Source organism: Bifidobacterium sp. UMB1197 (assembly GCF_030217745.1).
GTDB classification, from domain to species: domain Bacteria; phylum Actinomycetota; class Actinomycetes; order Actinomycetales; family Bifidobacteriaceae; genus Bifidobacterium; species Bifidobacterium vaginale_B.
The window spans coordinates 68,605-93,398 of the sequence record NZ_JASOOL010000004.1; the positions used below are offsets into that span (position 1 = coordinate 68,605).

Below are 24,794 nucleotides of genomic sequence, written 5' to 3' on the forward strand. Positions count from 1 at the left end.
TGTGAAAAACATTGTAGATAAGTTGCGCGCAAGATACCACTATTCGTGGGTGGTTCTTAAAGAATTAGTAAAAACAGACTTTAAGTTGCGCTACCAAGGCTCCTTCTTGGGCGTTGCGTGGTCGGTTTTGCGCCCACTCATGCTGTTTTGCGTAATGTATGCAGTGTTTGCAAAGTTTTTGCGAATGTCGGATGGCACGCCAACCTATCCAGTTGTGCTTTTGCTTGGCATTAGCGCATGGCAGTTCTTTGGCGAGGCCACTTCGATTGGTTTGCGTGCGGTGGTAGACCGTGGAGATTTGCTGCGTAAAATCCATTTTCCTAACTACATTGTGGTGGTTTCGGCAACCGTTGGAGCATTAATAAGTTTTGCAATAAATCTTGTTGTTGTTATTATTTTTGCAATATGCTCGGGTGTGCAATTTACATGGTGGCTGCTGCTAGTGCCGCTTAATTGTATTCAACTTTACGTGCTTGCGCTAGGAATAACCCTGCTTCTTTCTACAATGTACGTGTATTTTAGAGATATTGCACATTTGTGGGATGTTGTTCAACAAGTACTGTTTTACTCAATGCCAATTATTTACCCTCTAAGCATGGTGATTGGTAATAATTCTTTAGGAAAGTGGGGAACGGTTATTGCAAAAGTGCAATTACTTAACCCTATTGCACAATGTATTCAAGATTTGCGCCACAATCTTGTAGCTCCTTTAACTCAGCCTACTGTTTGGAGTCTTGTTGGATCCCCGCTATTAATGATGGTTCCAGTAGTGCTAACTGTGCTTTTGTGCGTACTTGGCGTATACACGTTCCGCAAGTGCAATCGTAAGTTTGCTGAGGTGATGTAATGAGCGAGATTGAGTTGACAAATATTGAAAAAGAAGAGTTACAACCAGTCGTACTTTCAGTAGAACACGTAGGCAAATATTTTAAACTACCAACCGAGCAGGCAAGTGGACTAAAGCAGGCGTTTATTAATTGGACGCGCGGAATTAAAGGATACAAAGAACAGCATGTTCTGCGCGATATTAATTTTAAAGTGCGCAAAGGCGACTTCTTTGGCATAGTTGGCCGCAATGGAAGTGGAAAGTCCACTTTGCTTAAGCTTATTTCTGGAATCTACGTTCCAGATTCTGGCAGAATAAGCGTAAATGGCAAATTAGTGCCATTTATTGAGCTTGGAGTGGGGTTTAATCCAGAATTAACTGGTCGCGAAAACGTGTTTTTAAACGGCGCATTGCTGGGATTTACAAGCGCGCAAATTGAAAACATGTATGACGATATTGTTCGTTTTGCAGAACTCGAAGAGTTTATGGATCAAAAGCTTAAAAACTATTCTTCGGGCATGCAGGTGCGTTTAGCTTTCTCTGTAGCAATTCAAGCTCAGGGAGATATTCTTGTTCTAGACGAAGTTCTTGCAGTTGGAGATGAGGCTTTCCAGCGCAAGTGCGATGCGTATTTTGCAAAAGTCAAAAAAGATGCTAACAAAACAGTTATTCTTGTTACTCACGATATGAATGCTGTAAAGAAATATTGCAATAAAGCAGTTCTTATTAAAGATGGCGAAGTTATTGTTAGCGGAGATAAAGACGACGTTGCAAATCGTTATACTCTGGAAAATCTTTCCAACAAAAAGAACAACAATAGTGCTGACGGATATCCTATCGGCTTAAACAAGCGTGTACCGTTTATGCGCATTGTGCCAATTAGCAAGCAGCTGCTCAACTGTAATGAAACATTCCGTTTTGCTGTAGAATACGAGTTCAACGAACCTGGAAAATACTTTATAGCTGTGGCAATGCATGACATAAAGCGTGGTGGAATTGCGTATGACACTGGTGGAGACACCATTGAGTTAGAAGGTGAAGGTCGTCAGAGTGCTGAATTTGAAGTGCCGCTTAAAATCTTAAATAATGGCGAATTTAAGCTCGTAGCCTCCTTGCGCACAAGGAGCGCGACGGATCCAGACGACACAGACATGATTGCGTTTACTAACGACAATAATTCGTGCATGTTTGCTGTAAGAGATAGTCGAAACCGTGAGTATGCGCTCTTAAATGACAATGCTATGACTTTCACTTGCTTAAAGCATTATAAATGTTAGCCTTATTTGTAGTTAGCTTACACGTGTTTAACAAAGACTTATAACAAAAAACAAGCTAAAATTAAGGGTATTTGGGAATGAATCTTTTTAAAGTAGATGAAAAAGCAAAGCAGTTTATAGACTCTTTAAGCGAGCGTCAACGCAGGCTTATTGTGGGCGCTATAAACTATCATTCACTAACTGCACCGTCTAGAACTTTGCAATATCAAGTTTACATGGGTCAAAAATGGCAGTATCCGCGATTGGCTGATTTTTCAGTTTTTAATGGCGTTTGCACAAAAAGCGCTGGATTAAAGCCGATTTTTACTTTTAGCGCTCAGTCAACTGTTACAACGCAAAGCGAATATACAAAAGAAATCTGGAATGAAGGAAAACTTATACAAGACAATGACATTAGGTATCTTTTGCTAACTCCAGATGATGCAACAGACGACGACGTTATGAATTATTGCAAATCCGATACTTTAAAGCAGAGGATTTATAAAGAGTGTGAGCTTTACGCGCCTTCAGCCTTTGACATTGTTAGAGAAGTGCTGCGAAGAAAGCGTGAGTATGATTCAAAAAAGCCTGTTTTAGCGTACAATCCTTGGAATCAAAAGCTGTTTGAAGGAATTGCAAATAGTAGTCAGCGAAATGCTGCTAAGAGTGGAAAGGTTTGCTCTAAAAATCTAAAGAATGCTAGCAAAACCAACGGTGTTCCTAATTTGCTAGAGTGTGTTTCGCCTTCTAAAAGAGTTGAAGGTGCTAGAAAGGCTATTATTATTGGCGTGCACTGGCTTCAGGCTGGAGGAGCAGAAAGATGGGCTGTAGAAACAATAAGAATAGCCAAAAAAGCTGGTTTTTTGCCGATTGTTATTGCTGATCGAGATAGTCACCAGCCGTGGATTACAAAAGATTTTTGTGATGATGCTCTTGTTTTGCCGCTTACTCCTCCTGCTAAAGAATGTTGGGGAGATGTTCCGCTTTTAAGATCATTATTTGAACAATTTGATATTAGGGGTATTGCAATCCACCATTGCCAGTGGCTTTATGACCACATTTGGTGGGTTAAAAAGTTCTTCCCAAATACGCATATTGTTGATTCGCTTCATATTGTTGAATACATAAATAGAGGTGGTTATCCACATGAGGCTTTAACTCACGATAATTGGATTGACTTGCATCATGTTATTTCTCCGCAGCTAGAAAATTGGCTGCATAATGTGCATGGAATTGAATCGTCCAAGATTATAGACGCTCCTCTTATTGGTCTTACTACAAGCAAGAGCTGCAGTTGCGTATCGTCTAGAAAAAATAAGAATATTATAAACGTTGCGTTTGTGGGAAGAGTCGCAAGGCAAAAGCGCCCTGAGGCATTCGTTCTTGTTGCAAAAGCTTTAAACAAAAAGTATCCAGGAAAATTCCACTTTATTTTGCATGGAGATGGCGATTTAGATACTTTTGTAACAGAGCTTATATCTAGATATCATCTTGAAAATGTTATTGAGCGTAGGTCTATGAGTATTCCAGCGCAAAAAACTTACGATGATGCCGACGTGCTTTTAATAAGTTCGGTAAACGAAGGAATTACTCTTACAACCATTGAGGCTTTGTCTTGCGGAGTTCCAGTTCTTTCAACAGACGTTGGCTCGCAAAAAACCGTTATTCCGCCTTGTGCTCTATTGCCAAGAATGACGTCTAGTTTTGTTAAAGCATCTGTAAAAGAATTGTGCAAAATACTAGAAGACGATTCGTATCGTTCACTATTGTGGAAGGAAGAAGTTAATAATTTGAGTCTGTTTGCAAAACTCAAATCTGCCGAAACGTTATTCACTAAGTTATTTGAAGAATGGAGCAAGTAATGTTGGACGCCAGCAAAACAAAAGATAGCATTAATGTTGCGGCTGTTGTAGTGACTTTTAACAGGTTAGAAAAATTAAAAACGGTATTAGAGTCGTTGCAGTCCCAAACGCGTGTTCCAGATCAGTTGATTATTGTTAACAATGCTTCTACAGACGGAACTGCAAAATATCTGGAAGAATTTGCTCGCGATTTTTCTATGAAAGATAGGATTAATCTTAATGTTGTTACTCTGCCAGAAAACGTTGGCGGAGCGGGTGGATTTTCTGCAGGAATGCGCAAGGGCTATGAGTTGGGCGCCGATTTTGTTTGGATTTTTGACGATGATGGCTACCCGCAGCCTAAGGCTCTAGAGAATTTACTTAATGGCTTTAACAGTGCGGTTGATCAGCTTGGCCCAGATGTTCCATACGCCTGCTCAATGGTTAAGTTTGTGGATGGGTCAATCTGCGAAATGAACAATCCTGTTCCAACTTGGGATTGGGGTAGGCTTATTGCTAAGGGCTTTAATAATCTTGTTATGGTAACAAGTTGCTCGTTTGTTTCCGTTCTTATACCTCGTTGGGTTATGGAAAAGTATGGATTGCCATTTAAAGAGTATTTTATTTGGTTTGATGATGCGGAATATACTTTGCGTATAACTCGCGTATGCCCAGGCGTGCAAGTGCTAGATAGCGTGATTGTACACGATATGGGAGCAAACAAAGGCGTAAACTTTACCATGATTGATCAAAAAAACGCGTGGAAATTTGCATACGGAGTGCGAAATCAGGCGTCTTACAGGCTTCACCACGAAGGCAAAGCAAAGTATTTGCTGTTCTGTGCAAATGTGATTAGGCAAATGAGGCGTGGCCGTGTAGAGCGCAATCTTAAGATTAGAATGATTAAGCAAATGCTTAAAGCAATCAGTTTTAATCCAAAAGTGGATTTCCCGCAAAATAAACAAGCCAAGTAAAACGTATTACAGGAAAGCAACGTACAGGAAAGCAACGTACAGGAAAGCAACGTACAGGAAAGCAAAATGAGCGAAAATAATAATGCAAAGTCTAATGCAAAGTCGCAAGAATACCCAGATTTAGTGGTGGTTGGTGCAGGCTTATTTGGCCTAACCGTGGCGCAGCAGGCAGCAGAACACGCTGGCGCTCGCGTTGAAATTATTGACGTGCGTAATCACATTGGCGGCAACGCTTACTCGTATTTTGACAAGAGCACGGGAATTGAAATTCACAAGTACGGCGCGCATCTTTTCCACACCAGCAACAAGCGCGTGTGGGATTATGTGAATCGTTTTACGTCTTTTACTAACTACGTGCATCGCGTTTATGCAACGCATGACGGCGAAGTTTACCCGCTGCCAATCAACTTAGGTACAATTAATCAGTTCTTCCACGCGCACTACACGCCAGAAGAAGCAAAGGCGCTTATTGAAAGCCAGGCGGGTGAGCTGGCTGGCAAAGACCCGCAAAATCTAAACGATAAGGGTATTAGCCTAATTGGGCGTCCGCTTTACGAGGCGTTTATTAAGAATTACACGGCAAAACAGTGGCAAACGGATCCTTCTAAGCTGCCTGCTGGAATTATTAAGCGCTTGCCTGTGCGATTTAACTACAATAATCGCTATTTTAAAGACACTTGGGAAGGATTACCAGCGGACGGATATACAGCTTGGATGCAGCGAATGATTGATAATCCGCTAATTCATGTTTCGCTTGGCGTGGACTTTTTCAACGAATCGCAGCCGTTTAACAAGCGCGCGCTGGCCGAAGCTGGAGTACCAGTGGTTTATACGGGGCCGGTTGATAGGTATTTTGACTACGCGCTTGGCGAGTTAAAGTGGCGTACCGTTGATTTTAAAGAAGTGCGTTATAAAGAGAACGACCACTTTGGCTGCCCAGTTATGAATTATTCAGATGCAGATGTTCCGTTTACGCGCGCGATTGAGTTTAAGAACTTTAATCCAGAGCGTGGGGAAGTTGGCTGCGATGCTGGCTGCGATGCTGGCGAGACTAGTGGTGAAGCTGATTTTGTGCCAGGCAAAAGCGTTAAAGCTGGGGAAACTGTTGTTTGGCAGGAGTATTCGCGCGCTGCAACTCGCGAGGATGAGCCTTATTATCCTGTAAACACCGAGGAAGATAAAGCCTTGTATGCGCGCTATGCACAGCTTGCGGCGGCGGAGACGCGCACTGTTTTTGGCGGAAGGCTTGGTACGTACAGCTACTACGACATGCACAACGTAATTGACATGGCGTTAAACGCTTACGAATCGCAAGTTGCGCCTTTGCTTGATTCTTCTGCCAATTAACAGTAACTGTTGCAAAATCGACGATGGGATTACTTTAGCTGCGTGGTGTATTTACTGTAATAATAAAAGGTGATTTTATTAGGCTTATTGTTGATTTAAAGTTTAAATTTGGTCAAAAGGTGTTGTGGAAATGTGTGCCAACAGTAAAGAGCATAATGAATTTTGCCCGTCGCACATACTGGTTACAGGCGGTGCTGGATTTATAGGATCAAATTTTGTGCATTATATTGCAAAATATCATCCAGATGTTGCTGTTAGCGTGCTTGATTCACTTACATATGCTGGCAATATAAATAATTTGCGCGAGCTGCCTAGTGATTTTAAAAACAATCGTTATGCTTTTATTCATGGCGATGTTCGTGATTCTAATTTAGTTGATCAATTGCTTAATCCTTGTTCTTTGCATAAAACTGATTCAGGTAATGCTTTGCCTGCAATAGATGCGATTGTGCATTTTGCTGCAGAATCACACAACGATAATGCGATTGAATACTTTGATCCTTTTATGAGTACAAACATTTATGGCACATACGTGTTGCTTAATTCTGCTCGAAAATATGATATTCGTTTTCATCATGTAAGCACAGACGAAGTGTATGGAGATTTGCCGCTAAATAGTCGCGAGCGTTTTAACGAAAATAGTCCGTACAGGCCATCAAGCCCATATTCTGCAAGTAAAGCAGCTAGTGATCATTTAGTTCGCGCATGGTGCAGAACGTATGGATTGAGAGCAACTATTTCTAACAGTGGCAATAATTATGGCCCTCGTCAGCATATTGAAAAGTTTATTCCTCGTCAAATTACAAACATAATCTGCAATATGCCTGTAAAACTTTATGGTAAAGGCGATTCTGTGCGAGATTGGATTTATGTTGAAGATAATTGCGATGCGATTTGGCAAGTGCTGGTTCGTGGAACAATTTGTGAAACATACATTATTGGAGCGCAGTGCGAGATGAATAATATAAATCTGTTAAAAATGTTGCTAACAATAATGGGTAAGACTGAGTTGTGCATAATGAATGTTAATGAGCGACCTGGGGAAGATAAGCGTTATGCGCTTGATGCATCTAAAATACGCACGCAACTTGGGTGGAGCGCTAAGCATTTAGATATGCGGCAGAATTTACAAGAGACAATTGACTGGTATGCTGCAAACGTTGATTTGTGGGAGCCAATAAAAAACCAGGTTGAGCAGCATTACGCCGCTTCTGGGCATTGAGATGCGGGGTAATCGGGTAATCGGCATGAAAAAAGGGCTTCTAGCGATTGGCTAGAAACCCTACTTGCGGAGAATACGAGATTCGAACTCGTGAGGCTGTTACACCAACACGCTTTCCAAGCGTGCGCCATAGACCACTAGGCGAATTCTCCACGTCAATCATTGTGCTAAAGCGCATAACGAAAGACAACTTAAATAAGATAACATAGTGTGCGGATAATGCAAAATCGCGCGTTGCGCGACGACCTGCCTTTTCGCTTAAAGCGTAGCGCGAAAAGGCAATTCGGAGCGCTGAGCTTGCTTAAGGTTGAAAGCACAGTGTGCTTTCAACGCAAGCGAGGACGTGAGCGCGCTGTAACGCGCGAGCGATACACCTCGATTCGCTGAGCCGCTCAAACGTAAAGTCCAGTGGACTTTACGTGCGGCGAAGACGTTAGCGCGCTTATACCGCGCGAACGATAGGACCTGCCTTTTCGCTTGAGAAGCGTAGTGCGTGGGCGGCGTTCTTGCTTTTGTTTCTTTTTTCTTGCTTTTGTTTCCCAAATTGACCAAAAAGGGAACAAACGTGGGATAAAGGGAACAAACGCAGGATGATGAACGAATGTCTTTCTTGCTTTTGTTTCTTTTTTCTTGCTTTTGTTTCCCAAATTGGCTGAAAAGGGAACAAACGTGGGATAAAGGGAACAAACGCGTGCGCTCCGATCTGCCTTTTCGCTTAAAGCGTAGCGCGCGAGCAATCTCCTTGCTTTTGTTTCTTTTTTCTTGCTTTTGTTTCCCAAATTGGCCAAAAAGGGAACAAACGCGGGTAAAAGGGAACAAACGCGGGATAAAGGGAACAAACGCGTGCGCTCCGATCTGCCTTTTCGCTTGAGAAGCGTAGTGCGCGAGCGACATTTGTAACGTTTTTGCAATTGCGTGTTGTTGATTATGTGCGTGTTGTTGATTATGTGATAGTGTAGATTTTTCATATGGGAAGCGATTTACGCATGTTGATTTACGCATGTTGATTTGCGTAAATTGCTGCAGTTGCGCGCAAATATGGGATTATAGCGAATACGGGATTATTAGAAGGTGTTTAGCATGGATGTTGGTTTTGTAAAGAATATCCAAAAAATAAAACCTAAAAAACCAAATCCTGCGGTTGATCATAGCCCGCGCACAATGATGATTGGCATAATCCTCACAATACTGGGCGGCGCGCTTTGGGGCACAAATGCCACTGTTTCTAAGATTCTAATGTCGCAATACCTTGTAAGCCCATTGCAAATCGCGTGCGTTCGTCAGCTTGCTGCAGGCGTGCTTTTTGTAATCGTTGCTGCAATGGTTAATCGCAAGCAACTCGTTGGCGCATTAAGCACAAAAAAATCATGGCCAATGCTAGTCGTAACAGGTATTGTGTGTGTACTTTTAACGCAAGTGGCCTATCTTTTTACAATCGACTGGACTAACTCTGGAACAGCTACAGTTCTTCAAAGCCTCAATCTACTTTTTGTGCTCGTTTACGTGTGTTTGCGGTCAAAAAGAACTCCGACTTTGCGCGAAAACATTGGTGTTTTGCTTGCATTTGCAGGAACCGCGCTTATGGCAACGGGGGGCAATTTTAGCTCGCTTTCACTGCCTTTGATGGGACTTTTGTGGGGATTGGCAGATGCTGCAAGTACGGCGGCGCTTGCGATTATGCCAGTCAAATTGATTGCAAAATGGGGAAATCTTACTGTAAACGGAATCACGTTTATAATCGCAGGTCTTATTATGCTGCCATTTGTGAAGCCATGGCAAACCATGCCGCCTTTGGATTTGCGCGCGTATTTGCTGTTTACTTTTACGATTGTTGGCGGCACCTTTGGAGCGTATTGGATGTTTCTAGCTGGCGTTATGCGAGTTGGATCTGTGCGCGGAACACTTTTGGGCGCGAGCGAGCCTGTTATGGCTGCAATCACGGCTGTTGTGTTTACGGGAGCTGTGTTCTCGTGGGCTGATTTTGCAGGATTTGCGCTTATTTTTATTATGATGATTTTATTGAGGTGATTATGACGAATATGCAAGATGCAAGTAAAGAAGATAAAAGTATGCAAGATGCACAAAACCCAGATTCACAAAACCCAGTCAATCGCGTAGAGCAGATGTATGAGTACGGCTACCGAAAGTCAAACTACGGCCCAGACGAGCTTGTAACAGACGCGCACGGAAATCCAATCAGCGTTATGGATGCCATGCTAAGCGCGCAAGATGCAAGCACTGCGCAAACTCAAACTCCGCACTTGTGCTTCTATTCGCCTAGAATCCCAGGAAACACAGGCTCTGCGATTCGCCTTTGCGCGGTAACGGGCACCATTTTGCATCTTGTAGAGCCGCTTGGATTTAATCTTCAAGATACAAAGCTTCGCCGCGCAGGTCTTGATTATCACGATATGGCACACGTTGTTATGCACCCGAATTTTGAAAGCCTTGTTGAGTCAATGCCAAATTCTCGCATAATCGCGTTTACTGCAAACGCCACAAAACTTTACACAGATATTGAGTATAAGCCGAACGATATTCTGCTTTTTGGGCCAGAGCCAGGAGATATTCCAGATCCAATGGATATTATGGCAGGACCGCATGTGGCGGAACAGGTTCGCTTGCCAATGCGACCTTCGCTTAGAAGCCTAAATCTTACAAATTGCGCGTCAATCGCCATTTATGAGGCGTGGCGTCAGCTTGGATTTGAGGGCGGAAAGTAGTCAAAAGTAGTCAAAAGTAGACAAAAATGGCAAAAAATAGCCAAAAATAGTCTTAAAACTACTCATGCATTACAATGGTTAATATGCCTGTGTTAAAACGTAAACCGAAGCGGAGGATTAGTGCTGCGCGACGCCGCATGTACATTCGCCGTAGAATCGTAGTTTGCGTGGGGTTGCTGGCTGTTTTAGCATTCTGCATCTTTTGTATAGTCAGCATTTTTAAAGGCATCAGCGCAATCGGAACCGCTATAAACAAGCATTCAGACGTTACGCTATCTAAACAACTTGTGCCAGATCCAAGGCCTGTTGGAATCATAAAAAAATGCAGCGCAAAAGACGTTAGAATTGAGCTATCTGCTGCATCTCAGGCGGTTCCTATGGGTGGAACTTTAGAGTTTAACGCTCACGTTGTTTACGAAGGCGACGATTCGTGCAGGATTGACGCTTCGAGTGGAAGAATGGTGTTGACCATTGGAGATAGTGCTGCGCGCGATGTTGCGCAAAATGGCCATTCTTCTGGCGACAAAAAGTCGGATAAGTCGGAGAAGACAGATAAGTCGGATAAGTCAAATAAGTCTAATGAAAAAAAGCCGCCTCAAAAAGTGGATCCGCAATGGCGTTCAGACGTGTGCGAAATACCGCTCAAGCCGTTACTGATGGCAAAAGGCGATTCGTACGATAAAAAGTTTATTTGGAACGCTAACGCTACGATTGGCACTCCTACTGGCCAAAATTGCCTAGATGATGCCGATTTGCCTAAGGTTTCGCGCGGAACGTATGTTGCGCAAATCGAGCATGAAGATGTAGCAGGGTTGCAAAGCAATCCCGTGGTTATTTCTGTTCGCTAGTGCCTGCATAAATGGCGTAAAATTTTCCCGAAAATGTTGCTCAAAACGGCAAAATTAACAACAAAATCGGGAAAAACTTCCCGAGAATGTTGTTCAAATCGGCGTGTCGAGCTACAAAATCGGGAAAAATCGCTCGCGCAAATGGCGTTAAAAAGTCGAAGCAGAGGGGTAAAATTAACTCTTTGTACACGGTGTGTCATATAGCGGGCATACTCAAGGAACCGAAGAAGGCGCCCGCAAACACAAAATCGTTGATTTTAAGCGCGTTTGCCGCGATTTTCTAAAGCTCCCAAGGATTAAGAAAACTAGCTAGCGATAAAGGAACGTCCATTGGCTGCTGAACAAGCTACGACGAACACCACCAAAGTCATCGCACGTGCCGACGAGCACAGCATTAAGTTGCACAAAGCGTCGGATCGTGTGAATTTCGGCTCCATTTGTGAGCCAATCGATGTGCCATACCTCCTCGGTGTGCAAACCGACAGCTTTGACTGGCTGATCGGCTCCGAGCGTTGGAAGAAGCGCGTCGAAGAAGATGAGGCAAATGGCACTCACACTGTGCCACACGTCTCTGGTCTAGAAGAAGTGTTCCAAGAGATTTCTCCAATCGAGAATTTTGCTGAGACAATGAGCCTCACATTCTCGGATCCATATTTTGAAGAGCCACGTCACACTGTGCTTGAGTGCAAAGAGAAGGATTACACATATTCCGCTCCTTTGTATGTAAATGCAGAGTTTGAAAACGGCGAAACTGGCGAGATTAAGAGCCAGACTGTTTTTATGGGTGATTTTCCGCTGCAAACCCCGCACGGCACATTCATTATTGGCGGCACTGAGCGCGTAATCGTGTCTCAGCTTGTGCGTTCCCCAGGCGTGTACTTCGATCGCACGCAAGATCGCACTTCCGATAAAGACGTTTTTGGCGCAAAAATCATTCCAAGTCGCGGCGCGTGGCTTGAGTTCGAGATTGATAAGCGCGATGTTCTTGGCGTGCGCGTAGATCGCAAGCGCAAGCAGTCTGCAATCGTATTCTTAATGGCAATCGGCATGACTAAGCCAGAAATTGCCGAAGCATTCCAGGGATATCCTCTTGTTCTCGACGCTCTAGAAAAAGAGCCAATCGATACTCAAGACGATGCTCTTACAGATTTGTACAGAAAGATTCGTCCAGCAGATACCGCAACTGCCGACGCGGGTCGCAATTTGCTTGAATCCTTCTACTTCAACACAAAGCGCTACGATTTGGCACGCGTTGGTCGCTACAAGATTAATCGCAAGCTTGGTTTGGAAGCGGATTACAACGATCGCAGCTTGAATCGCGAAGATATTATCGCCACAATCAAGTATTTGGTCACTTTGCACTCGGGAGAGAAGACCTTCCCAGGCAAGCGCGATGGTGAAGATGTGCAGTTGCGTGTAGACGTGGACGATATTGATCACTTTGGAAACCGCCGAATCCGCCAGGTTGGCGAGCTTGTACAGAATCAGATTCGTACTGGCTTAAGCCGCATGGAGCGCGTTGTGCGTGAGCGCATGACAACGCAAGACGCTGAGGCGATTACACCACAGTCGTTGATTAACATTCGACCAGTTAACGCTACGATTAAGGAGTTCTTCGGAACTTCCCAGCTTAGCCAGTTTATGGATCAAAACAATCCTTTGGCAGGCGTTACAAACAAGCGTCGTCTTTCGGCTCTTGGTCCTGGTGGTCTTTCTAGAGACCGCGCATCTATGGAAGTTCGAGACGTGCACCCATCCCACTTTGGTCGTATGTGCCCAATCGAATCCCCAGAAGGTCCAAACATTGGTCTTATCGGTTCGCTTGCAACCTTTGGTCGCATCAACCCATTCGGCTTTATTGAAACGCCTTATCGCAAGGTTGTTAATGGTCATGTGACTAACGAAGTCGAATACATGACTGCAGATCGCGAAGCCGAGCACGTTATTGCTCAGGCAAACCAGGAACTCGACGAAAATGGCAACTTTGTTGGCACTCAGGCTCTTGCTCGTGTTGACGAAGAAGAAGCAGTCGATGTGCCTGTTAGCACTGTTGACTACATGGATGTTTCCCCACGTCAGATGGTTTCCCTTGGCGCAAGCTTGATTCCATTCTTGGAGCACGATGAAGGCCACCGTGCTTTGATGGGTACCAACATGCAGCGCCAGGCCGTGCCTCTTATTAAGTCGGAGCGTCCACTTGTTGGTACGGGTTCCGAATGGCGTGCTGCAGTTGATTCTGGAGACGTGATTCTTTCCGAAAAGCCAGGCGTTGCAACCTACGTTTCTGCGGATATTATTCGCGTTATGAACGATGACGGAACTCAGTCTAGCTACAAGCTTTCTAAGTTCCAGCGTTCCAACCAGACTACTTGCTACAACCAGGTGCCGCTTATTAAAGATGGTGAGCGCGTGGAAGCAGGAACTGTTTTGGCTGATGGCCCTGCAACAGACAAGGGTGAGCTTGCACTCGGCAAGAATTTGCTCGTTGCGTTTATGCCTTGGAACGGCTACAACTACGAGGATGCTGTGATTATCTCTCAGCGACTCGTGCAAGACGATACTCTTTCTTCGATTCACATTGAAGAGTACGAGATTGATGCACGAGAGACCAAGCTTGGTGCCGAAGAGATTACTCGCGACCTTCCAAACGTTGGTGAAGACGCTATTGCAAACCTCGACGAGCGCGGTATTATTCGCATTGGTGCCGAGGTAGAAGCTGGCGACATTTTGGTTGGTAAGGTAACACCTAAGGGTGAGACCGAGCTTACTCCAGAAGAGCGCTTGCTTCGTGCAATCTTTGGCGAAAAGAGCCGCGAAGTTCGAGACACTTCGCTTCGTGTGCCTCACGGCGAAACTGGTACCGTGATTGCTGTTAAGGAAATCACTCGTGAAGACGCTGAAGACGATGGCGATGAGCTTCCAAACGGCGTAAACCAGATGATTCGCGTGTACATTGCTCAGCATCGCAAGATTACGCAGGGCGATAAGCTTTCTGGTCGTCACGGCAACAAGGGTGTTATTTCCCGCATTTTGCCAGAAGAAGATATGCCATTCTTGGCTGATGGTACTCCAGTAGACATTATGCTTAACCCGTTGGGTGTGCCTTCTCGAATGAACTTGGGCCAGGTGCTCGAGCTTCACTTGGGTTGGATTGCTCACGCTGGTTGGGATATTAATTTGGATCCAGACCTTGAGGCCGCTTGGAAGAAGTACGTGCCGCAAGGCGCCGAGCACGGCGATCCATGCACTCCTGTTGCAACCCCAGTGTTCGACGGCGTGCGCCCAGAAACCTTGAAGGGTCTTTTGAGCACTACGCTTGCAGACCGCGACGGCAACAAGCTTGTTGGTTCCGACGGTAAGGCAACGCTGTTTGACGGCCGCACTGGTGAGCCATTCCCTAAGCCAATTTCCGTTGGCTACATGTACATCTTGAAGCTGCATCACTTGGTTGATGATAAGATTCACGCTCGTTCCACTGGTCCTTACTCCATGATTACCCAGCAGCCGTTGGGTGGTAAGGCTCAGTTCGGCGGCCAGCGCTTTGGTGAGATGGAAGTGTGGGCCCTTGAGGCTTATGGTGCTGCGTACACATTGCACGAAATGATGACCACAAAGTCTGATGACGTTGACGGTCGCGTGCGCGTGTATGGCGCTATTGTTAAGGGCGATAATCTTCCACCTGCTGGTATTCCTGAGTCCTTTAAGGTGTTGCTCAAGGAAATGCAGTCGCTCTCCTTAAATGTTGAGGTGCTTAACTCCGAAGGAGTGGCAATCGACATGAAGGATGAAGATGATGATCCGGTGTCGTCTTCTGAAAATTTGGGCTTTAATATTGGTGCGCGACCAGATTCGTCTGCCAAAGAAGACCAAGTTATTCAAGAACCTGAATACCAGTGATACAAGTGATTAGAAATCACTTAATCACTAATCACTTTAAGAAACTTAGAAAAACAATTTCATGAGACAGGACGATAATAGTGCTGGACGTCAACGCATTTGACAAACTGAGGATTGGACTGGCCACCGCCGAAGACATCCGTAGCTGGAGCCACGGCGAAGTTAAGAAGCCAGAAACCATTAATTACCGTACCCTTAAGCCAGAGAAGGATGGTCTGTTCGGTGAGCAGATTTTTGGTCCTACTCGCGATTGGGAGTGTGCGTGCGGCAAGTATAAGCGCGTGCGCTTTAAGGGAATCGTGTGCGAGCGATGCGGCGTGGAAGTTACACGCAGCCGCGTTCGCCGCGAACGCATGGGTCATATTGAGCTTGCGGCTCCTGTAACACACATTTGGTTCTTCAAGGGTGTGCCAAGCCGCTTGGGATATTTGCTCGACATTGCTCCAAAAGACTTGGAAAAGGTTATTTACTTTGCAGCCTACATGGTTACTAAGGTAGATGAAGAGCAGCGTCACCAGGATCTTCCAGACTTGCAAGACGAGTTCGATACTGAAATCGGCAATCTTCGCAAGCGCCGCGACAACGAGATTGATGCGCGCGCAAAGAAGGTAGAAGAAGATCTTCACGAGCTAGAAGAATCGGGCGAGGCAAAGGGCAACGCAAAGTCTAAGTTGCGTGCTGGAGCTGAGCGCGAAATGGCCGCTATCCGCACCCGCTACGATGAGCAGATTCAGCGTTTGAACGCAGTGTTCGATCGCTTTAAGAGCTTGCGCGCAGGAGATATGGAAGGCGACGTTGATCTTTGGCGAGAGATGGAAGATCGCTATGGCGACTACTTTGAAGGCTGCATGGGCGCAGAAGCAATTAAGAAGCGCTTGCAAGACTTCGATCTTAAGTCTGCTGCTGTAGAACTTCGCGAAGAAATCGACAATGGTACTGGTCAGCGCAAGGCGCGCGCTTTGAAGCGACTTAAGGTTGTGAACGCGTTCTTGACTACTGGAAACAAGCCAGAAGCAATGGTTTTGGACGTTATTCCAGTAATTCCACCAGACTTGCGACCAATGGTTCAGCTTGATGGTGGCCGCTTTGCAACATCCGATTTAAACGATTTGTATCGCCGCGTAATCAACCGTAACAATCGTTTGAAGAGGTTGATTGAGCTTGGCGCTCCTGAAATCATGCTTAATAACGAAAAGCGCATGCTTCAGGAAGCTGTTGATTCGCTCTTCGACAACGGTCGCCGTGGCCGCCCAGTAACTGGCGCATCCAACAGGCCATTAAAGTCGCTTTCCGACATGCTTAAGGGTAAGCAGGGTCGATTCCGCCAGAACTTGCTCGGTAAGCGAGTTGATTATTCTGGCCGTTCCGTAATCGTTGTTGGTCCAAGCCTTCGCATGCATCAGTGCGGTTTGCCTAAGCCAATGGCGTTGGAGCTGTTTAAGCCATTCGTTATTAAGCGTTTGGTGGATCAGGGATTTGCGCAGAATATGAAGAGCGCCAAGCGCCTTGTGGATCGCGGAGATTCCGAGGTTTGGGGCGTGCTCGAGGAAGTCATTTCCGAGCATCCTGTTCTTCTTAACCGCGCACCTACGCTTCACCGCTTGGGTATTCAGGCATTTGAGCCAATTTTGGTTGAAGGTAAGGCAATTCATTTGCCGCCACTTGCTTGCGCCGCGTTTAACGCCGACTTCGATGGTGACCAGATGGCAGTGCATCTGCCACTTTCCGCCGAAGCTCAGGCAGAAGCTCGCAGCTTGATGATGGCATCCGACAACATCCTAAAGCCAGCAGATGGTCACACCGTTACAATGCCATCTCAGGATATGATTTTGGGCTTGTACTACTTGTCTACCGTAATTGACGGCGCAAAGGGTCAAGGCCGAATCTTCTCCTCGCTTGCCGAGGCGCAAATGGCGCTGGACAAGCATGAGATTGACATGCAGGCAAAGGTGTTAATCCGCGTGCCAGAAGACTTTGTTTTGCCAAAGGATTGGCAGCCTAGCGATCTTAAGGTTGTAGACCCAGAGCCAGGCAGCCCAGATGTTGTGCGTGAAGAGCGCTTTAAGGATGGAACTGTTCTGTTTGCAACGTCTTGCGGTCGCGTGCTGTTTAATAGCACTCTTCCAGAGGATTATCCGTTTGTAAACCAGCAGGTTCCAAAGGGTGTTCTTTCTAAGATTGTTGACGACATTGCTACGCGCTATTCCACCGCTCAGGTTGCCGCAAGCCTCGATGCTTTGAAGGATCTTGGCTTTACGCGCGCACCTTGGTCGGGCGTTACAATGGCATTCTCGGATATTGTGCTTCCTCCAAATCGCGAGCAGATTGCGCAAGATTACGAAGATCAGGCTGCAAAGATCAACTCCCAGTACGATATGGGTCTTCTTACAGACGAAGAGCGTCGTCAAGAGTTGATTAACTTGTGGACCGAATGCACCGATAAGGTTGCAGACGCAATGCGCGAGAACTTCCACGACGACAACAACGTGAACATTATGGTTCAGTCTGGCGCGCGTGGTAACTGGATGCAGATTCGTCAGATTGCTGGTATGCGAGGCTTGGTGGCAAATCCTAAGGGTGAGATTATTCCTCGTCCTGTTAAGTCAAACTACCGCGATGGCCTTTCCGTGTTGGAGTACTTCATCTCGCAGCACGGCGCTCGTAAGGGTTTGGCGGATACCGCACTTCGTACAGCAGAATCTGGTTACTTGACTCGTCGTCTTGTGGACGTTTCGCAGGAAGTTATTGTTCGCGAAGAAGATTGCGGCACTAAGCGTGGCCTTGTTATGAAGATTGCAGACCGCGACGAAAATGGCAATTTGACGCTTGTTAAGGCTGCCGATGGTGGCCCATACTCGCGATTGCTTGCCGCAGACGTGCTGGATCCAGCAGACGGCACTACCGTTTTGGCAAAGTGTGGAGACGCGCTTTCTATGGACGTTTTGCGTAGCTTGGTTGCGCACGGCGTTGAAGAAGTTAAGGCTCGCTCCGTGCTTACTTGCGAATCTAAGCGCGGCGTTTGCGCAAAGTGCTATGGCTGGTCTTTGGCTACAAGCCGACTCGTGGATGTTGGTGAGGCTGTTGGTATTGTTGCAGCACAGTCCATTGGTGAGCCTGGTACGCAGCTTACGCTTCGTTCCTTCCACTCTGGTGGCGTTGCTTCTGCAAGCGATATTACGCAGGGTCTTCCTCGTGTTACCGAGCTTTTTGAGGCTCGTACACCTAAGGGCGAGGCTCCAATCGCAGAGTTCCCAGGCGTTGTAAAGGTAGAAGATACGGATCACGGCCGTCAGGTCACTTTGACTCCAGACGATACAACCGTGGATCCAATCGTTTATCCAGTAACTCGCCGCGCTCCAATGCTTGTTAAAGATGGCGACCACGTTGAGGTTGGCACGCAGCTGATTGAGGGTTCTGTGGATCCTAAGAAGATTTTGCGAATCCTTGGTCCGCGTGCTGCTCAGGTGAATATTGTGGAAGAAGTTCACAACGTTTACCGCTCTCAGGGCGTTGATATTCACGACAAGCACATTGAGGTTATTGTTCACCAGATGCTTCGCCGTATTACGGTGATTGATTCTGGAGACACTGAGCTTCTTCCAGGCGAGCTTGTGGATCAGGCAAAGTTCCGCGAAGCAAACTTGGCTGCCGTTAAGAATGGCGGTAAGCCTGCTGCTGGCCGACCAGAGCTTATGGGTATTACCAAGGCTTCTTTGGCTACGGATTCTTGGCTTTCTGCCGCATCCTTCCAGGAGACCACTCGAGTTCTTACTGAGGCCGCCTTGAGCCAGAAGGAAGATGATCTTAAGGGTCTAAAGGAGAACGTGATTATTGGTAAGCTCATTCCAGCTGGTACTGGTTTGGCTCGTTACCGTAATGCGGACGTGTTTGCGGATCCAGAAGTTCGTGACGCTATGTATCCAAACCTGGCTATGACTGGGGCAAATAGCACTCCATCGAACTTCGGTGAAAGCGACATGGCGGATGTTGACTTCTCCAACATTGATTTTGGAGATATGAAGCTCGGCGATGAATTTAACCCAGATGATTACCTTGATGATCAGGGTGGTCAGAGTGATTACGACGATGACATTGAGTAATCGGGTGATTGAGTAATCATGTGATTGCTTAATTAAGCAAATCCGCTTCGATTAGCCGTTGCAAGTTGTTTTACGCATCTTGCAGCGGCTTTTTGTTTTTGAGTACGTTTTACTTTCCTGTGTTTGTTTATTTTTGCCCGTGTTTGTTCCCATTTTTGGTGTTTTGGTAAACAAACGTGGGAATACTTTCCTGTGTTTGTTTATTTTTGCCCGTGTTTGTTTACGTTTTGGCCTATTTTGGGAACAAACGTGGGTAAAAGGGAACAAACGCGGGGAATTGATTTGCAGTAGCGCTTAAAACGGTTACTGCGCAAGTACACTCTTATTTATCTTATTTATCTTATTTATCTTATTTATCTTATTTATCTTATTTATCTTATTTATCTTATTTATAAGCCTTGGGAATTCCTGCCGAAGCTAGCTTCTGCTCGAGTTTTTGTGGATTAATGACTTCCGCAAAGTCGAATCGAACGATTTTGCTTACTCCGCAGTCATATAGGTATCTCTCCCTATCGCGTTCTTTTCGTACGGCATCGCGGTCGTATTGAAGCAGCATATTTTTTTCATGAAGGTCAGTGATAATAGTATTTTTAGAAGATTCTTGACTAATATTGCAAACAGAACTTTTCCCACATTCAATCAAATACTTATCGGTACCATCAAATTCTCCGACTATAAGATTTCCATTGACATTCCATGCAAAATCTGCGCGTAATGGGTAATTTGGGTTTTTATTGTTCGGGAATTCATATTGGATTTGAGGCACAATAAACCCAAGTTCAATAATTGTTGCTCGAGCCAAAGATTCGCCTGCATTTTCGCTTTTATCTGATGCAAAATTGCATAAAAGTTTCAATCGAGATAAGGCGTCAGTGTAATCAATGTTTGAAAAATAAGGGTTGTAGATTTTTCTAAGATACGGGTCGTCTTGCAATTGTGACGCATTACACTGATAGCGCGCAAAGCCGTAAAACTCACTACATACGTTGTAAATTTTCTCTAGATTCTCGCCTTTTTGAGAAGCGGAATCAAAGGTTGGTAGTGCGATTCTAAATGGCTTAGTCCATGCTTCAACAAATAGCGTGTTGTAAATACTCGCGACATGGGACATTGCGTCTTCCTCCATTGTTTTAATGTGACCGAACGTGGAGGTTTTCCTTTCATTTGTGTGCTTGCACGTTTTTACATTTAAATCACAAGTCTTTGGTGAATTTTGTTTCTTGCATCTTTTGTAACATTCTTCAAGCCTAATGCCATTCTCATCCTCAACAATATCTGGAAGATGTATGCGTTTGAGCTGCCGTCTAGCTATCTTTTTTGCAGACTTTTCGCTAGTATTGGTCAAATTTTTGTCAGCATATGCACAAGATACGTGTATGCTTATTGACTTTGGCTGATTGTTATATAGCTTGATGACTTCAAACCCCTTTAGTGCGGCGGCAGTTTCTCCAGTGAACTTCCATTCTTTAATCTTTATTTTTTGAGTGAGTGGGATGGCTATGTGCATAACCTTGTCCTTGTATGAGAGTCGCTGCCAATAGTTGCTTAGAGCATAAAGTCCGCGATATGGTTCAACTAAATCGTTGGACTTTAAGTATGTTCTTAAACTTTTACGACACTTGGTGTATGAAGCCATCAAGCATGAGTTGTGACTTTCAGCATTTAAAATGTCAGATAATAATTTACTGTTATTCATGCTGACGATGTTATTTTTATGAAATTATTATTGCAAGATATTTTTTACAATGTGGTTAAAGCCTATGCTTTATGCACATTCTTTTATATGACTTGACAAAATTGATTTTGTGTGGATGTAATTTTGATTTATTTGGCTTTATTTGGCTTGGTGTTTATTCTCGATTTGCCTGCGTTTGTTTATTTTTGCCCGTGTTTGTTTACGTTTTTGCCAATTTTGGGAACAAACGTGGGTGAAAGGGAACAAACGCGGGAATACTTTCTTGTGTTTGTTTATTTTTGCCCGTGTTTGTTTACGTATTTGACGATTTTGGGAACAAACGTGGGTGAAAGGGAACAAACGCGGGCGCGACGACCTGACTTTTCGCTTAAAGCGTAGCACGAAAAGGTAATTCGGATCGCTGAGCCGCTCAAATGTAAAGTCCAGTGGACTTTATGTGCCAAATCAGCCGAGCGGCTACTAATAGCCGTGAGGAATAGCGTAGCGCGCGAACGATTACCTGCCTGAGCGCCACAGCGAAGACGTGAGCAAATTACAAGAATTCCGCCATTCTTTGCAAAATCGACAATTTTATTTTGATGATTCTTTGCAAAATCGACATTTTTGCTATCAAAATGCGATTTGATTTGATTTGCCTGCGTTTGTTTATTTTTGCCCAATCTTATTTTTTTTTAGGCTCTATTCCAAGGAAAAATAGGGTACACAGGTAGGGTATGACACGCCGATTTATAAATAATTTTTTGTGATATTTTTAACAAAAAATTTCATGCATTAAAAATCTTAATATATAAAAACGTTGATATTGCTTTAATACCTGGGGGGGGTATCAGGAGTTTAGTGTATTAAGCTTTTCATTAGATAAAAAGTGAACTTTTAGCAATATTTTCTATGGTAATATCATCTGAGCGTTTAAGGTTTTGGTGCGCGTTGGTGTGCGCTAAAAGCTAAGTGTTGTGGATTTTGTAGAGCGTTGTATGCGGTTTGCTACGACACACACTTGTGACTCGCTTTTATAAACAATACATACCAGTAAAAGGCAATGGAATATTGTCTTTAAAAGAGAGGAATAGTATGCGTTTAAATACGAACTCGTTAAAACGCACTGTAGCAGTGTTTGCTGCTGTATGCACACTCGGTGCTTGTTGCGTAGCAGGCACGGCGGCATGGGCGCAGAATGATGGAGCCAATACTGCGAATATTGATACTAATGAAAATGGTAAAACGTCTATTACTATTCACAAGTATGAAAATAATCCTGCAGGTACTACGCGTGGCAATGGTGAAAAAGTAGCTGATCTTCAAGGAAGAAAGCCTATTAAAGGCGTTAAGTTTACTCTATGGAGAGTAAAGCAAAAGGCTGCTGATGGTGGCGCTGCAAAAGAGATTGATCTTACAAAACCAGAAGATTGGTTAAAGATTAAAGATCTTGAGAAACTTAGTGATGTTTCTGCTGGCGATAAACATACAGCTTCTGAATTTATAAGCGGCAGTAATAAAAAGTTTGAGGTAGATGAAACTACTAAACAAGAAAAAACTACCAGCGACCAGGGCGAGGCAAAGTTTGAGAACCTCCAAATGGGTCTTTACTACATTGAAGAAACTGATGTAAATGGTGCAACTGTTGAAAATCAAAAAGTTTCCATTACCAAGCGTGTTGCTCCATTCTTTGTAACAACACCTCTTCCTAAAGAATCTGATAATTCTTGGATTTATAATGTGAATGTATATCCAAAGAATGATACGAGCAATGAACTTCCAACTAAAACAGCCAGCAAGCCAAGTACTAATGATTTAACAGATAACACAACTATTACTTGGACTATTTCGATTCCTCTTTCCGCTCCTAAGAATGGCGGTAAGTATGAAAAGATTGGTTTTAAAGATAAGCTAGAAACTGGTTTGACATACGATAGTATTGAAAGTGCAAATCTCGTAACTTATAAAGATAATGGCCAAAAAGACACTACTGTTACAGACGTTAAATTAGATTTAAACACTCACTATACCGAAACGCATAATGATGGATTGGTTTATTTTAAGCTAACAGATACTGAAACAACTGGTGGCCTTGCTAAGGCTTATGCTGAGTATAGTAAGCATCTAACTGATAAAAAGATTGTTAAACTTGAGGTCAAGCTTAAGACAAAAGTTGCAAAAGATGTTAAAGATATAACTAATGTTGCTAATACTTTTGTTGACGATTCGACAACTGGTAAAGGTGACGATAATAACCCATGTACTTCAACAGATCAACGCCCTGAGTGCCAAACTAATAAGACTAAAGATACTGCCCATTTTGGTACTTTAACAGTTAAAAAGTTCTCTGATGGCCAAGGTGCCAATAAGAAACCGTTGAATAACGCTAAGTTTGATGTGTATGAGGTTACGGCAGACAACAAAAATGTTGACGATATTAAGTCTGCTGAGAAAAAAGACAATGGCATATTTACGCTTAAGGGCGATGGCAATACAGAAATTGCCAGCACAAAGATTAATTCAACTTTGGAAACAAAGACCAGTGGAAATTCACATGGTTCCGATTCAGTAAGATTGTTTGTTTACAATTCTAACGAAACCAATAAGGCTGTAACTACTAAGCTTTATTGCTTAGTTGAAACTGAGGCTCCTGCTGGTTATTTGCTTAATTCAACTCCTCAATGTGTTGCTTTAAAAGCGGATACCGCAGATCAAGCAGATACTAATAACACTAAGGAAATTACAAACGCAAAGGCAACAGGTCTCGACCAGATTATAGGCGCACTGCCAATGACCGGTGCTCGCGGCCTGGTTCTTCTTACAGCTTGCGGCATTGTTGGCTTGGGTGGCACGATGTTCTACATCATCACTCGCCGCCGCAAGGAGCAAGAAGAGGCATAAATCCTAGATTTGTCTTTGTTTTTGTGATTAATCGTGTAAGTATTCACGAATTACGTGAGTTAAATCGCATAGTTTGTGAATGCTTGCACTAATCTTGTTAAATCTCGATTATTTTTAATTAGTGCAGATTAGCAGATTCACATCTTTACGGATTTGCAGATTTGTCTAAACAACTTACAAACAACTTATAACCGACTTACAAACAATATATGTCTAGTGTTTTATTCGTAAATCGCATTATTGCAATTAAGCACAAGCGGCGAGATAAGCGCGGATGGAAGTTTTCAAGAGCTTCTATAATTCCATCTATTTTGCTAACCGCGTCGTTTGCTTCGCTTTTATATCCGCATGCTGCAATGTGGCTAAGCCAATACCACATGTCGGAAGTGGCTGCGCAATATGCAAAGCTAATAACCAACGCCGTGCCAGCTCCACACGAGCAGCTTGCACGCGCTCGCGACTATAATCGCAAGCTTTCGGTGGGTGCAATTTACGAAGCGAATACTAATATTCCAACGTCTCATGGAGATACTTCAGATAATAGGCAAGATTATTGGCAGCAGCTAAAAGCAAATAATGATGGGCTTATGGCTCGCTTGCGAATAAAGAAGATAGATCTAGATTTGCCTGTGTACCACGGCACTGAGGATTCTACGCTTCTTAAAGGTCTTGGTCATTTGCGCGGAACGTCTCTTCCAGTTGGCGGTCCTGGAACAAGGTCCGTTGTTACGGGTCATCGTGGCTTGGCTAGTGCAGAGATGTTCACTAGGCTAGACGAAATCAACAAAGGCGACACTTTTACTTTTGAAGTTTTTGGTGAGATTTTTACTTACAAGGTTATAGAAAAAATTGTTGTTAATCCCGATGAGACGAAGAAGATTGCGGCTGTGCCAGGCAAAGATCTTGTTACTTTGATTACTTGCACTCCGTTAGGTATAAACACACAAAGAATTCTTGTTACAGGGCAAAGGATTGTGCCAACACCAATTGCAGATCAGGCACTTAAAGGCAAAAAGCCAGATGTTCCGCGATTTCCGTGGTGGGTAGTTGGGGCCATAGTTAGCTTGTGCTTAGTTGCTTGCTACATCTGGTGGGCTGGTTTGCCAGTTAAAAAGAAAAAGAAAAAGATTCAACTTTAAAAAGATTTGATTTATAGGAATAGTGTTAACGGAATTGGCTTTGAATTG

Annotated in this window: 15 protein-coding genes, 1 tRNA gene and 1 pseudogene; 13 read left to right on the top strand and 4 right to left on the bottom strand. The window is 44.2% G+C overall.

All coding sequences use genetic code 11. From position 1 onward, the window contains the following. The first annotated feature begins 1 nt into the window (after position 1). The 6 genes from QP420_RS03600 to rfbB all read left to right on the top strand — a co-directional run bounded on the left by QP420_RS03600 (position 2) and on the right by rfbB (position 7,466). Positions 2–847, top strand: a complete 846-nt coding sequence (locus QP420_RS03600; RefSeq protein WP_060786567.1) for an ABC transporter permease — start codon at positions 2–4, stop codon at positions 845–847. Beyond that, positions 847–2,103: an ABC transporter ATP-binding protein gene (locus tag QP420_RS03605; protein ID WP_481616564.1), complete on the top strand. Its 1,257-nt coding sequence runs from the start codon at positions 847–849 to the stop codon at positions 2,101–2,103. The genes QP420_RS03600 and QP420_RS03605 overlap by 1 nt, the downstream gene beginning before the upstream one ends. A 77-nt stretch (positions 2,104–2,180) precedes the next feature. Continuing rightward, entirely contained in the window at positions 2,181–3,944 is a 1,764-nt protein-coding gene (locus QP420_RS03610) for a glycosyltransferase (protein WP_481616565.1), read from the top strand. Then, positions 3,932–4,897, top strand: a complete 966-nt coding sequence (locus QP420_RS03615; protein ID WP_060786564.1) for a glycosyltransferase family 2 protein — start codon at positions 3,932–3,934, stop codon at positions 4,895–4,897. The genes QP420_RS03610 and QP420_RS03615 overlap by 13 nt, the downstream gene beginning before the upstream one ends. Positions 4,898–4,963: 66 nt before the next feature. Continuing rightward, the gene (locus QP420_RS03620) at positions 4,964–6,244 is read left to right on the top strand and encodes a UDP-galactopyranose/dTDP-fucopyranose mutase family protein (protein ID WP_481616566.1); all 1,281 of its coding nucleotides are present in this window, start codon (positions 4,964–4,966) and stop codon (positions 6,242–6,244) included. Positions 6,245–6,374: 130 nt separating this feature from the next. After that, the gene (rfbB, locus tag QP420_RS03625; protein ID WP_481616567.1) at positions 6,375–7,466 is read left to right on the top strand and encodes a dTDP-glucose 4,6-dehydratase; all 1,092 of its coding nucleotides are present in this window, start codon (positions 6,375–6,377) and stop codon (positions 7,464–7,466) included. A 67-nt stretch (positions 7,467–7,533) separates the two neighbouring features. Here the strand turns inward: rfbB and QP420_RS03630 are convergent. After that, a tRNA-Ser gene (locus QP420_RS03630) sits at positions 7,534–7,618 on the bottom strand. 106 nt (positions 7,619–7,724) lie between these two features. Beyond that, positions 7,725–8,468, bottom strand: coding sequence for a hypothetical protein (locus tag QP420_RS03635; RefSeq protein ID WP_481616598.1), 744 nt, complete (start codon positions 8,466–8,468; stop codon positions 7,725–7,727). Between the two features lie 78 nt (positions 8,469–8,546). On the opposite strand from QP420_RS03635, the gene QP420_RS03640 reads away from it, so the two are divergent. The 5 genes from QP420_RS03640 to QP420_RS03660 all read left to right on the top strand — a co-directional run bounded on the left by QP420_RS03640 (position 8,547) and on the right by QP420_RS03660 (position 19,034). Beyond that, complete coding sequence (locus QP420_RS03640; protein ID WP_481616568.1) at positions 8,547–9,494, top strand: DMT family transporter; 948 nt, start codon at positions 8,547–8,549, stop codon at positions 9,492–9,494. A 41-nt stretch (positions 9,495–9,535) separates the two neighbouring features. Further along, positions 9,536–10,189: a tRNA (cytidine(34)-2'-O)-methyltransferase gene (locus QP420_RS03645; RefSeq protein WP_415696054.1), complete on the top strand. Its 654-nt coding sequence runs from the start codon at positions 9,536–9,538 to the stop codon at positions 10,187–10,189. 74 nt (positions 10,190–10,263) lie between these two features. Then, positions 10,264–11,037: a peptide ABC transporter permease gene (locus QP420_RS03650; protein ID WP_481616569.1), complete on the top strand. Its 774-nt coding sequence runs from the start codon at positions 10,264–10,266 to the stop codon at positions 11,035–11,037. 330 nt (positions 11,038–11,367) lie between these two features. Further along, positions 11,368–14,934 carry a DNA-directed RNA polymerase subunit beta gene (rpoB, locus tag QP420_RS03655; protein ID WP_481616570.1) on the top strand — a complete coding sequence of 1,189 codons (3,567 nt, stop codon included), beginning with the start codon at positions 11,368–11,370 and terminating at the stop codon, positions 14,932–14,934. Between the two features lie 80 nt (positions 14,935–15,014). Then, complete coding sequence (locus tag QP420_RS03660) at positions 15,015–19,034, top strand: DNA-directed RNA polymerase subunit beta' (protein WP_060786555.1); 4,020 nt, start codon at positions 15,015–15,017, stop codon at positions 19,032–19,034. A 385-nt stretch (positions 19,035–19,419) separates the two neighbouring features. Here QP420_RS03660 and QP420_RS03665 read toward each other — a convergent pair whose 3' ends face one another. After that, positions 19,420–20,670 (bottom strand): hypothetical protein, encoded by a 1,251-nt coding sequence (locus QP420_RS03665; protein ID WP_481616571.1) that lies wholly within the window; start codon positions 20,668–20,670, stop codon positions 19,420–19,422. 332 nt (positions 20,671–21,002) lie between these two features. Beyond that, the gene (locus QP420_RS03670; protein WP_481616572.1) at positions 21,003–21,389 is read right to left on the bottom strand and encodes a hypothetical protein; all 387 of its coding nucleotides are present in this window, start codon (positions 21,387–21,389) and stop codon (positions 21,003–21,005) included. A gap of 412 nt (positions 21,390–21,801) precedes the next feature. Between QP420_RS03670 and QP420_RS03675 the strand changes: the two genes are divergently transcribed. Then, positions 21,802–23,607, top strand: coding sequence for a SpaH/EbpB family LPXTG-anchored major pilin (locus QP420_RS03675; RefSeq protein WP_060786554.1), 1,806 nt, complete (start codon positions 21,802–21,804; stop codon positions 23,605–23,607). 209 nt (positions 23,608–23,816) lie between these two features. Next, positions 23,817–24,734: pseudogene (locus QP420_RS03680) on the top strand (class C sortase); the annotation flags it as partial. Positions 24,735–24,794: the final 60 nt, after the last annotated feature.

Bases quoted from the DNA above. Each gene is read 5' to 3' on its own strand.
- QP420_RS03605 (WP_481616564.1), top strand. From the start codon at position 847: ATGAGCGAGATTGAGTTGACAAATATTGAAAAAGAAGAGTTACAACCA.
- QP420_RS03620 (WP_481616566.1), top strand. From the start codon at position 4,964: ATGAGCGAAAATAATAATGCAAAGTCTAATGCAAAGTCGCAAGAATAC.
- QP420_RS03650 (WP_481616569.1), top strand. From the start codon at position 10,264: ATGGTTAATATGCCTGTGTTAAAACGTAAACCGAAGCGGAGGATTAGT.
- QP420_RS03645 (WP_415696054.1), top strand. From the start codon at position 9,536: ATGCAAGATGCACAAAACCCAGATTCACAAAACCCAGTCAATCGCGTA.
- QP420_RS03665 (WP_481616571.1), bottom strand. From the start codon at position 20,670: ATGGCTTCATACACCAAGTGTCGTAAAAGTTTAAGAACATACTTAAAG.
- QP420_RS03615 (WP_060786564.1), top strand. From the start codon at position 3,932: ATGGAGCAAGTAATGTTGGACGCCAGCAAAACAAAAGATAGCATTAAT.
- QP420_RS03610 (WP_481616565.1), top strand. From the start codon at position 2,181: ATGAATCTTTTTAAAGTAGATGAAAAAGCAAAGCAGTTTATAGACTCT.
- QP420_RS03675 (WP_060786554.1), top strand. From the start codon at position 21,802: ATGCGTTTAAATACGAACTCGTTAAAACGCACTGTAGCAGTGTTTGCT.
- QP420_RS03640 (WP_481616568.1), top strand. From the start codon at position 8,547: ATGGATGTTGGTTTTGTAAAGAATATCCAAAAAATAAAACCTAAAAAA.
- rfbB (WP_481616567.1), top strand. From the start codon at position 6,375: ATGTGTGCCAACAGTAAAGAGCATAATGAATTTTGCCCGTCGCACATA.
- QP420_RS03635 (WP_481616598.1), bottom strand. From the start codon at position 8,468: ATGCGTAAATCAACATGCGTAAATCGCTTCCCATATGAAAAATCTACA.